At 54.5% G+C, this 14,222-nt stretch carries 12 protein-coding genes; 4 read left to right on the top strand and 8 right to left on the bottom strand.

What is annotated here, in order from left to right; all coding sequences use genetic code 11:
- Window positions 1–23: 23 nt before the first annotated feature.
- The 3 genes from cirA to yieE form a co-directional block, all read right to left on the bottom strand.
- Window positions 24–1,994, bottom strand: coding sequence for a catecholate siderophore receptor CirA (cirA, locus tag UTO39_RS17515; RefSeq protein WP_320727681.1), 1,971 nt, complete (start codon window positions 1,992–1,994; stop codon window positions 24–26).
- A 224-nt stretch (window positions 1,995–2,218) separates the two neighbouring features.
- Complete coding sequence (locus UTO39_RS17510) at window positions 2,219–3,688, bottom strand: amino acid permease (RefSeq protein ID WP_061097614.1); 1,470 nt, start codon at window positions 3,686–3,688, stop codon at window positions 2,219–2,221.
- A 156-nt stretch (window positions 3,689–3,844) separates the two neighbouring features.
- Entirely contained in the window at window positions 3,845–4,711 is an 867-nt protein-coding gene (gene yieE / locus UTO39_RS17505; RefSeq protein WP_266178721.1) for a DNA-binding transcriptional regulator YeiE, read from the bottom strand.
- 97 nt (window positions 4,712–4,808) lie between these two features.
- On the opposite strand from yieE, the gene UTO39_RS17500 reads away from it, so the two are divergent.
- Both UTO39_RS17500 and nfo read left to right on the top strand, forming a co-directional pair.
- Window positions 4,809–5,855 (top strand): YeiH family protein, encoded by a 1,047-nt coding sequence (locus tag UTO39_RS17500; RefSeq protein WP_320727680.1) that lies wholly within the window; start codon window positions 4,809–4,811, stop codon window positions 5,853–5,855.
- Window positions 5,856–5,919: 64 nt separating this feature from the next.
- Window positions 5,920–6,777 carry a deoxyribonuclease IV gene (nfo, locus tag UTO39_RS17495; protein ID WP_266178720.1) on the top strand — a complete coding sequence of 286 codons (858 nt, stop codon included), beginning with the start codon at window positions 5,920–5,922 and terminating at the stop codon, window positions 6,775–6,777.
- A 44-nt stretch (window positions 6,778–6,821) separates the two neighbouring features.
- Here the strand turns inward: nfo and fruA are convergent, their stop codons facing one another.
- The 3 genes from fruA to fruB are packed head-to-tail and all read right to left on the bottom strand — an operon-like array spanning window position 6,822 to window position 10,592.
- Window positions 6,822–8,507: a PTS fructose transporter subunit IIBC gene (gene fruA / locus UTO39_RS17490; protein WP_320727679.1), complete on the bottom strand. Its 1,686-nt coding sequence runs from the start codon at window positions 8,505–8,507 to the stop codon at window positions 6,822–6,824.
- Window positions 8,508–8,523: 16 nt separating this feature from the next.
- Window positions 8,524–9,462: a 1-phosphofructokinase gene (gene fruK, locus UTO39_RS17485; RefSeq protein ID WP_010433510.1), complete on the bottom strand. Its 939-nt coding sequence runs from the start codon at window positions 9,460–9,462 to the stop codon at window positions 8,524–8,526.
- A complete protein-coding gene (gene fruB / locus UTO39_RS17480; protein ID WP_151413981.1) occupies window positions 9,462–10,592 on the bottom strand; it encodes a fused PTS fructose transporter subunit IIA/HPr protein in 1,131 nt (376 codons plus the stop codon). The genes fruK and fruB overlap by 1 nt, the downstream gene beginning before the upstream one ends.
- Window positions 10,593–10,953: 361 nt before the next feature.
- Between fruB and setB the strand changes: the two genes are divergently transcribed.
- The gene (gene setB / locus UTO39_RS17475) at window positions 10,954–12,135 is read left to right on the top strand and encodes a sugar efflux transporter SetB (RefSeq protein ID WP_320727678.1); all 1,182 of its coding nucleotides are present in this window, start codon (window positions 10,954–10,956) and stop codon (window positions 12,133–12,135) included.
- Here setB and UTO39_RS17470 read toward each other — a convergent pair.
- Together UTO39_RS17470 and UTO39_RS17465 are read right to left on the bottom strand one after the other, a co-directional pair.
- A complete protein-coding gene (locus tag UTO39_RS17470; RefSeq protein ID WP_320727677.1) occupies window positions 12,132–12,329 on the bottom strand; it encodes a Fe-S-cluster oxidoreductase in 198 nt (65 codons plus the stop codon). The genes setB and UTO39_RS17470 overlap by 4 nt on opposite strands.
- 459 nt (window positions 12,330–12,788) lie before the next feature.
- Entirely contained in the window at window positions 12,789–13,043 is a 255-nt protein-coding gene (locus tag UTO39_RS17465; protein ID WP_320727676.1) for a DUF1471 domain-containing protein, read from the bottom strand.
- A gap of 382 nt (window positions 13,044–13,425) precedes the next feature.
- Here UTO39_RS17465 and UTO39_RS17460 point away from each other — a divergent pair.
- Window positions 13,426–14,222, top strand: a 797-nt coding sequence (locus UTO39_RS17460; RefSeq protein ID WP_320727675.1) for a hypothetical protein, incomplete at its 3' end; no start/stop codon positions are given.

Here is a 14,222-nt window from a genome sequence, read left to right as displayed (position 1 = left end):
CGCCACCGGGCATCAAGGTCACATCAGAACTTATAGTCCACGCCAACAAAGTAGCGGCGGCCATCTTCCGTGTAGCTGTAATCGTCGCGGCTCAGATCTTTATCCAGCAGGTTCTGCACGCCCGCGCGCAGCTTCACGCTTTTCGTCGCCTGCCACGCCGCGCCCGTATTCCAGATGACATAGCCACCCGGCGTTGGTGCACTGCTGGTCAGCGCGCGCTTCTCGCCGGTGTAGTTACCCTGAACATAGAATGACCAGTCCTGCGTCGCCTTCCAGTCAACGGTCCCGTTGGCGGTGTGGAACGGCAGCTCGGACAGCGGTTTGTTGCCGCCGTTGCTGATATCGCGGCCGTCGTTATAGGTGTAGTTCAGCGTCACTTTCCAGTCTTCGGCCAGCGGGAACTTCACTTCGGTCTCCACCCCACGGATGCGCGCCTTGTTGACGTTGTAATAGCGGAAAATCGGTTCACCGTCCGCGTTCAGGCCAACGTAGTTAGGGTAGCTCTGCGCCTGGTTCACGTTAGCCGTACGGCTGATGCTGATCCGGTCATCCACGTTATTCTGGAAGGTAGTGATGCTGGCCTGCACGCCCTCTAACCAGCCCTCCTCCCCGCTGTAGTAGAGACCAAATTCGAAGCTCTCGCTGGTTTCCGGCTTCAGGTCCGGGTTACCAACAATCTCGCAGGCGCCGCGGCACGAGCCGGTGACCCAGTCCGGGCTCAGCTGCAGCAGAGACGGCGCTTTAAACGCGGTGGCCCAGCCCCCTTTCACCGTCACGGTATCCGTTGCGTTGTATACCAGATAAGCACGCGGGCTCCAGTGGTCACCGTAGGTGTCATGGTCGTCCATGCGGATGCCGGTGGTCAGCGCCAGCGGCTCGAAGATACGCCATTCGTCTTCGAGGAACAGCGCGTACTGGCTTGTCGACGTACTGCTGCTGGAGCCTCCCGTCAGGTTGACCGGATCTTTCAGCTTATCGTGACGCCACTCGCCGCCAAAGGTCAGCAGCTGATTAATCTCGCCCAGCGGCAGCACGTATTTCCCGTCCACCGCGTTGCTCTCGGAGGTGATAGGGTTGCTGTTACCCGGATTTTTGTTATCCACCTTCTCACCGTAAACCTTCAGCTCGCTGTTGCCGACGCCCCAGCGGCCGTTATGGCTGAGAGAGTAGTTCTGACGCTCAAGGCGGTTTTTGTCGAGGGAGTCTGAATCGCGATCCTGGCGGTCAAAGCCGTAGCCCGCGGTGAAGTCGTGGTTTTCTGTTGGCGTCCATGCGAATTCCACGTTGGCATCGCGGCTGGTGAAGCCCTCAATGCGCGGCGTTTCACCGCTCGCCGTGGTGGAGGACTTCTGCTGCCCGTCTTTCTCACGCTTCGCGAGGCTGCCGTAGGCTTTCAGGCCCAGCAGGCCGTCCACCAGCGGACCGCTGGTATAAAACTGACCGTTATACGTGTCGCCACGATCGCGGTGTTCCTGAATGGTGGAATCCGCGCTCAGGGTGCCCCTCCACTTCTGGCCGATTTTTTTGGTGATGATGTTCACCACGCCGCCGAGAGCATCAGAGCCGTAGAGAGAAGACATCGGTCCGCGCACCACTTCAATGCGTTCAATGGCATCAACCGGCACCCAGTTGAGGTCGAAATCGTTATGGCGGAAGACCGCGTTGCGCGAGTTGACGCGCTTGCCGTCGATCAGGATGAGCGTATAGCTGCTGTCCAGACCGCGAATACTTACCCCTTTACGGTTGTCCCCTTCGCTCGTGAGCTGCACGCCCGGCACATCCCGTAACACATCTTTCAGGTTCTGAACGGGTTTGCGCTGCAAATCTTCCTGGGTAATCACGCTGATGCTTGCCGGTGCGTCTTTCAGGTTTTGCTCGTTCGCGGATGCCGTAACAACCATTGTGTCGCCAGATTCCGCTGCGATGACAGGCAGTGCCAGGGACATTGCAGACGCGCATAGTCCTCCCCTGACGACGGGATTCAACCTAAACATTCCATATCTCCATGAGGTAAATACAACTCAATCAAAAATCATCGCTCACAGTGCCTTGTTGTCCGCCCACGTCTGCGGTGGGTCGGTAGCACGCTTATTTTTTGATAACGATAAAGCAAACGATAATTATTATCAATTAAATTGTTAAAAAATATATCCGGAATTCATACTGTGGAGATAAAAAAGCCCGCTCAACTGAGCGGGCTGAAAGAGAGGAAGCGCGGTTATTGTTTAAATCGTTCCGGGAAATCCATTTCACTGTAGCGAACGAAGCGGGTTCCTTTCGTCAGTTTGTAGCCAAACCAGATGACCAGGAACAGCGGAATACCAATGTAGGTGGCCGTAACTGCGCCCCAGTCAATGGTGTCCGCAAGGAAAGCTTCATAGTTCTGTCCCAGGGTAATAATCAGGCACAGAATGAAGGCAAAAATCGGCCCCAGCGGGAAGAAGCCAGAACGGTACGGAAGGTTATTCAGATCGTGACCCTGCATAACGTAGCCGCGACGGAAACGGTAGTGGCTGATGGCGATGCCCAGCCAGGCGATAAAGCCCGTCATCCCGGAGGTATTCAGCAGCCACAGGTACACCGTCTGGTTGCCGAACATGGAGGTCAGGAAGCACAGGCCCGCAATGACCGTGGTGGCATACAGCGCGTTACGCGGGACGCCGCCGCGGGACAGTTTTGAGAAAATGCGCGGCGCTTTGCCGTCGCAGGCCAGGGTGTACAGCATACGGGTGGATGCGTACATGCCGGAGTTACCCGCCGACAGCACCGCCGTCAGGATCACCGCGTTCATTACCGCCGCCGCTGAGAGCAGGCCCGCATGCTGGAAGACCAGGGTAAACGGGCTGACGCTAATGTCTTTCACGTCGTTACGCAGCAGGCTTGGATCGGTATACGGAATGATCAGGCTGATAATCAAAATAGCGAACACGTAGAACAGCAGGATACGCCAGAACACCTGACGCACCGCGCGCGGAATGTTCTTCTCCGGGTTTTCGGATTCACCGGCCGCGATACCAATCAGCTCGGTGCCCTGGAAGGAGAAGCCGACAATCATCGCCACGCCAATCATCGCCGAGAAGCCCCCGGCAAACGGCGCATCGCCTATCGTCCAGTTGCTCCAGCCCGCAGGTTCAGCCCCTTTGAAAATCCCCACGATCATCGCCACGCCGACGACGATAAAGATGATGACGGTTGCCACTTTGATCAAAGAGAACCAGTATTCCGCTTCGCCAAAGCCGCGCACGGAGATGTAGTTCAGCAGGAAGATGACGGCCAGGAACAGTGCGCTCCAGATCCAGCCCGGCGTGTCCGGGAACCACCAGGTCATCACCAGCTGCGCGGCGACGAGATCCACGGCAATGGTCACCGCCCAGTTGTACCAGTAGTTCCAGCCCAGCGCGAAGCCGAAGCCTTCCTCAACGTATTTTTGTCCGTAGGTCGAAAACGAACCTGACACCGGCATGTATGCCGCCAGTTCGCCCAGACTGGTCATCAGGAAGTAAACCATCAGGCCAATGAGGATATAAGAGAAGAGTGCCCCACCCGGGCCGGCTGCCGAAATCGTTGCGCCAGAGGCAACGAAAAGACCTGTACCGATTGAGCCGCCAATGGCGATCATCGTCAGGTGACGCGCCTTGAGTTCACGACGTAGCGTGGGCGCTTCTGTGGTTTTAGTTTCTGAAACCATGTGAAAATGCTGTCCATTTAATAAATGAGGCGCGATTGTAGCAGACGATCTGCGTTCCTTCCGGCAGAAATACCCTGTTATAAGAGAGCTTCATGACTCGACCAGGATTATAAGTAACGCATTATTTTTCCCCTCACCCAGGGGAGAGGGGCGCTTTTACATCTCGCAGTAGCGCAGAAAACGCTGCAGCGAACTGGACAGGTGTTTCTGACGGTGATGAATGCACCACAGCGTGCGCACCAGCTTCGGCAGCGGAACGGGGATTTCCACCAGCGATCCGGTCTCCAGCTGTTCGGCAATCACCCGCCGGGAAAGACAGCTGATGCCCAGGCCATGACGCACCGCGTGCTTAATCGCCTCTGAGTTCCCCAGCTCCATTCCCAGCTGGAAATGCGGCAGATGCGACAGCAGCAGGTAGTCGACAATCTCACGCGTGCCGGAACCCTGCTCGCGGAGGATCCACTGCGCCTGCGCCAGCCGCTCCAGCGTCACCTCGCCCTGCAATAATGACGAGGCCGGAGATGCAAACACCACCAGCTCATCCTCCAGCCATGGCTCGGCAATGATATCGACGTTGTGGCAAGGACCTTCAATAAGACCGATATCCACGCGGAAATCGATCACCGCGTTGATCACGTCCTGGCTGTTGCCCACGCTCATATCCAGCGGCAGGGTCGGGAAATCCCGGCGGTAGCGGGCAATCACTTCCGGCAGGATGTAGTTTCCGATGGTGCTGCTGGCAAACACGCGGATCGCGCCGTTGTCCTCGCGGAACAGCTGCTCGATTTCAATAGCCTGCTCCAGCAGCGCCAGCGCGCGCGGGTAAAGCAGGCGCCCATGTTCGTTGACCACCAGTCGCTTCCCTACCCTGTCGAACAGCTGGACGCCCAGCTGGCCTTCGAGATCGGTCAACGCCGCGCTGACGGCAGACTGCGAGAGCGCCAGCATTTGTGACGCCTGGGTCGTCGAGCCGCTTTTCAGCACCTCGGCAAACACTTCAAGCTGACGCAATGTAATGTGCATGGTTACTTACCACTTATAGAGATTAATTATAAATATATAATCAATTTTATTTTTAAGCCAGAGCGCCGTAACCTTTAGCCAGACAAAGGAGAAGGTTATGTCAGAAATCACCTTACAACATCATCGTACAGTGTGGCACTTCGTGCCGGGTCTCGCGCTCAGCGCCGTAGTAACCGGCGTGGCCTTATGGGGCGGCAGTATTCCGGAAGTGGCGGGTGCAGGGTTCAGCGCGTTAACGCTGGCCATTTTGCTCGGCATGGTGGTCGGGAATACCGTTTACCCGCACATCTGGAAATCCTGCGACGGGGGCGTCATTTTCGCCAAACAACATTTATTGCGTCTCGGCATTATTCTTTACGGCTTCCGCCTCACCTTTTCGCAGATTGCGGACGTGGGCGTCAGCGGGATTGCCATCGACGTCCTGACGCTCTCCAGCACCTTTTTACTGGCGTGCTTTATCGGTCAGAAGATCTTTGGCCTGGACAAGCAAACCAGCTGGCTGATCGGCGCAGGCAGCAGCATCTGCGGTGCGGCCGCGGTGCTGGCGACGGAACCGGTCGTTAAAGCCGAAGCCAGTAAAGTGACGGTGGCAGTCGCGACGGTGGTTATCTTCGGTACGCTGGCGATCTTCCTTTATCCCGCGATGTATCCGCTGGTGGCGCACTGGTTTAGCCCGGAAACCTACGGCATCTATATTGGTTCGACTATGCACGAAGTGGCGCAGGTGGTGGCGGCAGGTCACGCCATCAATCCGGAAGCGGAAAACGCGGCGGTCATTGCCAAAATGCTGCGCGTGATGATGCTGGCGCCGTTCCTGATTTTCCTGGCCGCGCGGGTTAAACAGCTGGCACCGGCTGGCGGCAGCGAGAAAAGCAAAATCACCATTCCGTGGTTTGCGATCCTGTTCATCGTGGTCGCCATCTTTAACTCCTTCCACCTGCTGCCTAAAGCGGTGGTGGAGATGCTGGTGACGCTGGATACGGTGCTGCTGGCGATGGCGATGGCGGCGCTGGGGGTGACCACGCACGTCAGCGCGCTGAAAAAAGCCGGTGCGAAGCCGCTGCTGATGGCGCTGGTGCTCTTCATCTGGCTGATTGTCGGCGGCGGCGCGATTAACCTCGCCGTGCACAGCCTGATGGCATAAACCATCTCGTCCTTCTCCTGTTAACCCGCTATCATAAGCGTTTCGGGTTAACAGGAGTTTTTTTATGAAATACGTTGGAGCGCACGTCAGCGCTGCCGGTGGCCTTGCGAATGCCGCCATTCGCGCTGCCGAAATCGAGGCGACCGCTTTCGCCCTGTTCACCAAAAACCAGCGCCAGTGGCGCGCCGCGCCGCTCACCGCCGACGTGATTGACGATTTCAAAGCCGCCTGTGAAAAATACCATTACGGGCCGGGCCAGATCCTTCCCCACGACAGCTATCTGATTAACCTCGGGCATCCGGTTCAGGAAGCGCTGGATAAATCCCGCGAGGCGTTCCTTGATGAAGTGCAGCGCTGCGAACAGCTCGGGCTGACGCTGCTGAACTTCCATCCGGGTAGTCATCTGATGCAGATTGACGAAGATGCCTGTCTGGCGCGCATCGCCGAATCCATCAACATGACGCTGGATAAAACCAAAGGCGTCACCGCAGTGATTGAAAACACCGCCGGTCAGGGCAGCAACCTCGGCTTTAAGTTCGAACATCTGGCGGCAATTATTGACGGCGTGGAAGATAAATCCCGCGTGGGCGTGTGCATTGATACCTGCCACGCGTTTGCGGCCGGGTACGACCTGCGCACCACCGAGGCAACGAAAAACACGTTTGATGAGTTTGAGCGAATTGTCGGCTTTAAGTATCTGCGCGGCATGCACCTGAACGATGCGAAAAGCGCGTTCGGCAGCCGCGTTGACCGCCACCACAGCCTGGGCGAAGGCAATATCGGCCACGATGCGTTCCGCTTTATTATGCAGGACGCGCGCTTCGACGGTATTCCGATGGTGCTGGAAACCATCAATCCGGATATCTGGGCGGAAGAGATTGCCTGGCTGAAGGCGCAGCAAACCGCTGAACAGGCGGCATAAAAAAAGCCGGGTCGCATTAGCACCCGGCTTTTTTGTTGCTTCGCTTACGCTGCTTTTGCCACAACTTCCGCTTCAGGACGTTTCAGCACCGCGTAAGACAGACCCGCCACCAGCGTACCGGCAATAATCGCCAGCAGATAGCCCAGTACCGGGGTGATGGCGCCAGGGATCAGCAGTACAAACAGACCGCCGTGCGGCGCCATCAGCTTCGCGCCAATCGCCATGGAGATGGCGCCCGTTACCGCGCCGCCGACGATACAGCACGGCAGAACACGCATTGGGTCACGTGCCGCGAACGGAATCGCACCTTCGGTGATGAAGCACAGGCCCAGCACCAGCGCCGCTTTACCGCCTTCCTGCTGCGCTTTGTCGAACTTACGACGGGCAATAATCGTCGCCAGGCCAAGCGCCAGCGGTGGCACCATACCGGCCGCCATGATCGCCGCCATCGGCGCATAGGTCTGGGTACTCAGCAGGCCAACGCCAAACGCGTATGCCGCTTTGTTCACCGGGCCACCCATGTCGGTACACATCATGCCGCCGAGGATTGCGCCCAGCAGCACCGCGTTCGCCGTGCCCATGGTTTGCAGCCAGTGGGTCAGACCCGCCAGGATGCCCGCAACCGGCTTACCAATCAGGTAAATCATCGCCAGACCGACCACCAGGCTGGAGATCAGCGGAATGATCAGGATTGGCTTCAGCGCTTCCATACTCTGCGGCAGCTTCAGCTTAGAGCTGATCAGTTTCGCGACGTAACCTGCGAGGAAACCGGCGATGATACCGCCGATAAAGCCGGAGCCGGTGCTCACCGCCAGCATACCGCCGATAAGACCCGGGGTCAGACCCGGACGGTCAGCAATAGAGAAGGCGATAAAGCCCGCCAGTACCGGCACCATCAGGGCGAAGGCGGAGCCGCCGCCAATCTGCATTAACGCCGCCGCCAGCGTGCCCTGCTCTTTAAACGCTTCAATACCGAAGGCGAAGGAGAGCGCAATACACAGGCCGCCAGCCACCACCATCGGCAGCATGTAGGAGACGCCGGTCAGCAGGTGACGATACGCGCCCGCAGACTCTTTTTTCCCTTCGGTCGGGGTTTTCGCTGCGCCGGTCGCCTGATACGGCTTGGCTTCCACCAGCGCCTTATCAAACTCCTGCGCGGTCTTTTTCAGCGCCAGGCCGGTAGAGGTGCGGTACATCGGCTTACCGGCAAACTTCGCCAGATCCACTTCAATATCTGCCGCCACAATCACCAGATCGGCCTCAGCGACCTCTTCCGGCGTAATGGCATTGCCCGCACCCACGGAGCCACGGGTTTCAACCTTCACCCACCAGCCGCGTTTTTTCGCTTCGGTTTCAATGGCTTCAGCCGCCATAAAGGTGTGCGCCACGCCCGTCGGGCAGGCCGTGACCGCAACAACGCGTTTCGGACCCGAGACCGCAGCCGGAGCCTCCACGACGGGCGCGCTGTAGACGGTCGCGTGACCTTTCGCTTCGCTCAGGAACAGTTCCGGGTGTGCCACCGCGCGATTAATATCGCCCAGCCACACTTTTTTGCCGTTCAGCGCGCTGTCAGCGGGGATTTTATCGCCCAGGACAATCGCCAGCTCGGCATCGCCTGGGTTATCAATGATGTCCAGGTGTGCTTTTTGTGCCGCCGCGCCCAGCAGGGTCTTCGCCATGTAGGCGCGAGCCTGTCCGAGACCGGAGTCAATGATCAGCAGCGTTTTCATTATTCCTCTCCTGCTGTTAGTTAAAAGGTTTTAAGTCAACGCGCGCCATCATCGCGGCTAACTGGGTACGATCGGTAATACCGACATTGCTCTGGCTCACGGCCAGGGCTGCAACGGCGGTGGCAAGACGTAACGTATGTTCACTGGATTCACGCATCAGCAGGCCGTAAATCAGGCCGCCAACCATAGAATCCCCTGCGCCAACGGTGCTCACTACTTCCATTGACGGCGGTTTGGCAATCCATTCACCTGAAGCGTTAACCCACAACGCCCCTTCTGCACCCAGCGAGATCACCACGTGAGCAATACCCTGCTCGCGCAGCGCATGGGCGGCCTCAATCACATCTTTTAATTCCGGCAGCTTGCGGCCTGCCCAGATCTCCAGCTCGCGGCGGTTAGGCTTAACCAGCCACGGAGAGGCTTTCAGACCCGCCACCAGCGCATCGCGGCTGCTGTCGAAGATAATGCATGGGCACTGGCTACGCAGGCGAGTCATCCAGTCGGTAAACGCTTCCGGGCTGACGCCGGACGGCAGGCTTCCGCTGACGCACACCATGTCGAACTGGCCCAGCCAGGTCAGGGAGTCGGTCACAAAGCGTTCCCAGTCAGCTGGCGTCACTTCGAAACCGGAGAAGTTAAGATCGGTCACTTCACCGTCTTTCTCGGTCAGCTTGACGTTGATGCGGGTACGGCCCTGCACAACCTGAAAACGGTTGGCAATGCCCAGCTCGCTGAACAGCTGCTGGAAGCCATCCTGGTTATCTTTACCGAGGAATCCGCCCACGGTGACGTCGATACCGAGATCCTTAAGCACCTTCGCGACGTTAATCCCTTTGCCCGCGGCATGCAGGCCGGTGGTACGCACGAGGTTGACTTCGCCGCGCTCAATTTCCGGGCAAAATCCCACCAGGTCATAAGCCGGGTTCAGCGTAATAGTCGCAACACGTCTGCTCATTATGCGCCCTCCCCCAGACCTGCCGCGATGGCGTCGCCAATTGCTTTCAGCGCCTGCTCAGCATCTGCACCCTGCGCGGTGAAGCGCAGACGATGGCCTTTCTTCACGCCCAGCGCGACGACTTTCATCAGGCTACGGCCGTTGGCCGGTTTGCCCGAACCATCCAGGTTGGTCACGGTAATCTCGCTTTCAAATTGTTTAATGGTGTTGACCAGCATGGTGCCCGGACGGGCATGCAGGCCGTGTTCGTTACGCACCACGAACTCGGCGTTCAGCACGTCGTCCGTCAGCGCGTCGTCGCTGGTCAGCAGCGCCAGCACGGTCGCCGCATCGGCGTTCAGCAGTTTTTCAGCTTTATCGTTCAGCAGCAGATCGCCCAGACGCTTCAGCACCGAAACCGGCTGCTCATCGTTCATCGCCACGGTCACCAGCATGGCTGCTGTCTCGCCCTCAACGTCGAACGCTGTGGCCGCGCGGCTCACGGCAATCGCGCTGCGCAGGTTGCCTTCTGCGCTGTCGTTCAGCCAGATGCCCTGGCCAAGATTCAGCGGCTTATCGTTAATCACGCGCGTCACAAAGGTGGCATCAGCGGCACCCGCTTCTTTCAGGCGGCCCGCGTTCAGCGCCTGCAGCGTGACCAGGTCGGAGGCCACAACATCCAGCGTCAGCGTGTCGTTATCCAGCTTCAGCGCTTCACTCTGTTTTTCGCCCATCAGCAACGCACGCAGCTCTTCAGCAGTGGTTGCAGACTTCAGCTGTTCCGCCACGGAGTCATCGCTCAGAACATGCGTCAGCTGACGCAGCAGGCCCAAATGTTCGTCGCTGCTCGCCGCGATACCGATAGCAACATAAGCCACCTGGCCGTCGCCCCAGAGCACGCCCTGCGGGAATTGATAGACCTTCACGCCGGTTTTCAGCACCTGGTCGCGGGTGTCGGTTGTGCCGTGCGGAATGGCAATGCCATTGCCGAGGAAGGTGGAGGTCTGCTGCTCGCGCGCCAGCATACCGTTTACGTAGCCGTCCGCGACGTTACCCGCCTGCACAAGGGCAGCGGCAACCTGACGAATGGCCTCTTCTTTATCTCCGGCCTGAGCGCCCGGCTGAATATCCTGAACAGATAACTGGAACATGGTTCTCCTCTCCTGCTGAAAGTGAATCGTTTCAGCTTACATGAGAAAAAATACGCTAGCCTGCTCCGTTTGTTAAAACAAGATAGCGCTGAAACGTTTCAAAAAGTCTTGCGCTTTCTGCAATGGCTTGCAAGAAAAGTCGTGTTTCCGATATCAGAATTTAGAGATACTGCACATTTCTTCTGCGTTCAGCTGAATATTGCTGAAGTTCAGCAAACCAGTTTCAGCTAAGTTCAGCCAGGCGGGGCGTAAGTTGAAATGCCATTTTGATTTTTTGTGGGGTAATTGACTTCACCCACTGTTTATTTTTTAGCTAACGGCGTAAACTCCGCCCCTCTCTGTTATTCGCTAATTATAAAACATGCATAACACCCCTGCGGCCACCGCGCCAAAGCCCTTTGATTTGACGTCAACGGCGTTCCTGATTGTTGCCTTCTTCACGGGCATCGCCGGTGCGTTGCAAACCCCGACGCTGAGCCTGTTCCTGACTAACGAAGTTCACGCCCGTCCGGCGATGGTTGGCTTCTTTTTTACCGGTAGCGCCATCATTGGCATTCTCGTCAGCCAGTTTCTCGCCGGTCGTTCCGACCGCAAAGGCGATCGTAAAAGCCTGATCGTTTTCTGCTGTCTGCTGGGGGTACTGGCCTGCCTCCTGTTTGCCTGGAACCGTAACTATTTCGTTCTGCTGTTCATCGGGGTTTTTCTGAGCAGCTTTGGCTCAACCGCCAACCCGCAGCTGTTTGCCCTCGCCCGCGAGCATGCCGACCATACCGGGCGGGAAGCGGTGATGTTCAGCTCTATATTGCGCGCTCAGGTGTCGCTGGCATGGGTGATTGGCCCGCCGCTGGCCTACGCGCTGGCGATGGGGTTTGGCTTTACGGTGATGTACCTGAGCGCGGCGGTCGCGTTTGTGGCGTGCGGCGCGCTGGTGTGGTTCTTTCTGCCGTCAATGCGCAAAGAGCCCAAGGTGGCAACGGGCGTGCTGGAAGCGCCGCGTCGTAACCGCCGCGACGCCCTGCTCCTGTTTGTTATCTGCACGCTGATGTGGGGCACCAACAGCCTCTATATCATCAACATGCCGCTGTTTATTATTGATGAGCTACACCTGCCGGAGAAGCTGGCGGGCATTATGATGGGCACCGCCGCAGGTCTTGAGATCCCGACCATGCTGATTGCAGGCTATTATGCGAAGCGGTTCGGGAAACGTTTTTTAATGCGCATCGCGGCCGTCGCCGGGCTGCTGTTTTACGTTGGCATGCTGACGGTCCATACGCCAGCCCTGCTTCTTGCTTTACAGCTGCTGAACGCCGTTTATATCGGCATCCTGGCGGGAATTGGCATGCTCTACTTCCAGGATCTGATGCCGGGTCAGGCAGGTGCCGCCACCACCCTTTATACTAATACCACCCGCGTGGGCTGGATTATCGCAGGCTCGATGGCCGGTATCGTTGCCGAGATCTGGAACTATCACACGGTGTTCTGGATTGCGCTGGTGATGTGTACGCTGACGATGGGCTGCCTGGCGAGGATCAAAGACGTTTAAGGCGCGGTGAGCGCTTCCAGCTCAAGCAGCCAGGTCATCGCCTGCGCGCGCGTGCTGCCGCACATTTCGGACGAGGGCTGAAGCCCGGAACAGACCTTCGGACGCAGGGGAGACTCAAAGATCATACACAGGTTGGATTCAGAGAGCTGAACGCAGCGGGTATTGGCGGGCTTGCCTAATGAACCATTATTCATAGTTTATGATTAACATTGCTGCAGTTCATATCTGGTTTAATTAATTTATTCTATGCCACGCTAAGTTGATCGTATTATATATTTCCCAGCCTTTATTCGGCTGTAACTTACTAATTTATCGAAATATATAAAGTCAACCTAATCGAACATCAACACCGTTTGAATCTTAAATTCCAAAACAACATAAACTTCATACAACCATGTACCACATTCTTAGTATTTTCAGCATACACAGGAAAAACAGTTTGATTGGAAGCAACAATTTAAGAACTAAAAAAAAATAACAAAAACAACAAGAATCATCTAATCATTTGACAAACGAATAGAAAGCACAAATAAAATACAAACATTCACACAATGCCGCACGCCACGAAAAAAAAATATAAAATTGGAATTGGTTAATTCATTTTTTAAGACTATCAATGAAGGTGGCAAAAACAATCGCCACCTTCTAAGGCATCACTTGTAGATGTCAGCGTTAATAGTTTTATGCTCTTCTTTTCCTTCCTTCGAAGTAATAACGTAGTACTTTCCTCCCTTTTCATCAACCTTTTGCGAAAGATCATCGTCAGACATTGTAAAACCATCTTCAGTCACTGATAACGTTCCAATTTTGGTATATTTACTTGCATTTTCCGCATCAATTTCCTCAGCAGCAAATACAGTAGTATTAAATATTACCATAAAACAGCAGAAATATTTTGCGAGTTTCATTCGATTACTCCAAGTATTGTAGTAGTAGGTAATAATTTCATAGAAGAAAAATCGGTACTTTAAACTTTACGCGTAACGGGTTAGAGCAAACTATTTTTTAATCGACAGAAAATAACACTTGCACAGTATTAGATTCAGTAATATTAAATATTAGTTATTAGTACTATTATGTCAAGACGCACCTAAAAAATTACATTGTATAATCGAAAAATCAGATCGAGATCACACATACTTTGTTTTTTGAATTTCTCTTGAAAAAAATTAGATGTCTGCTACTTTGAATATTTGTATAGGATAAGAATATTGAAAAAGGACGCGATATATCATGCATAATACATGGTACAAATTTCACGTTTTTTCTGAATCTTTATAGGCCGTTAACATGCAAATACACCCAGTAGCGATAAAAGTAAACATCCTAGCCATTATTTGTTTAATTCTTCCGTTTGGAATAGCTTCTCATGCTGCAGTATCTGATGCAGAAATAAGTAAGCCGATTTTTTCAGAAAACAATGATTCAGTATATTTAAAATTTATAAACAACGACAATTTAAGTGGTGATGAGACTGCGCCGAAGTTGTTTGTCTCATTTCCTGACGGTGCTGAACGAGAGGTAGTAGTTGATACTGGCTCTACAGGTTTAGTGATTTCATCTTCAGCAATACCAAATGCAAATAATTTATCAGCTAGACCAGGTAAAATCACGTACAATAGTTCCGGACGTATTATGATAGGTTCTTGGCTCAATACTACTCTCACAATTGGTGATGGGGAAAAATTCGTATCTACGAATATTATCCCAGTATTGGCTGTTAACGAAATCCAGTGCCTTGCTAAGGCAAGAAATTGTAAACCTGAACTAAACCCTGAGCATGTATCAATGATGGGCATCGGTTTTGATCGAGAAAGTAGCTTGCAGAGCGAAAGCACTCCAAATACAAACCCCCTTTTAAATACAAAATCAGGAAGCAACAATGGATATACACTAACGCGCAATGGCATATATGTTGGAATTAATAAGGATACAGCCAAAGGATTTTCCTTTATTAAATTACAACCTTCAAATGAAAATAAACACGAATGGATCGCACCGCCAGCTTGTATCAAAATAACTGGTTGGCAAGGGTATCAATGTGGTACTGTCCTTATTGATACAGGAGTAAAAAGTATGTTTTTAAC

It is taken from the genome of Enterobacter sp. 118C5 (genome assembly GCF_034107645.1).
Classification (GTDB): domain Bacteria; phylum Pseudomonadota; class Gammaproteobacteria; order Enterobacterales; family Enterobacteriaceae; genus Enterobacter; species Enterobacter nematophilus.
The sequence above is the reverse complement of the archived record's forward strand: the minus strand, read 5'-3'. Positions and strand labels throughout refer to the sequence as shown.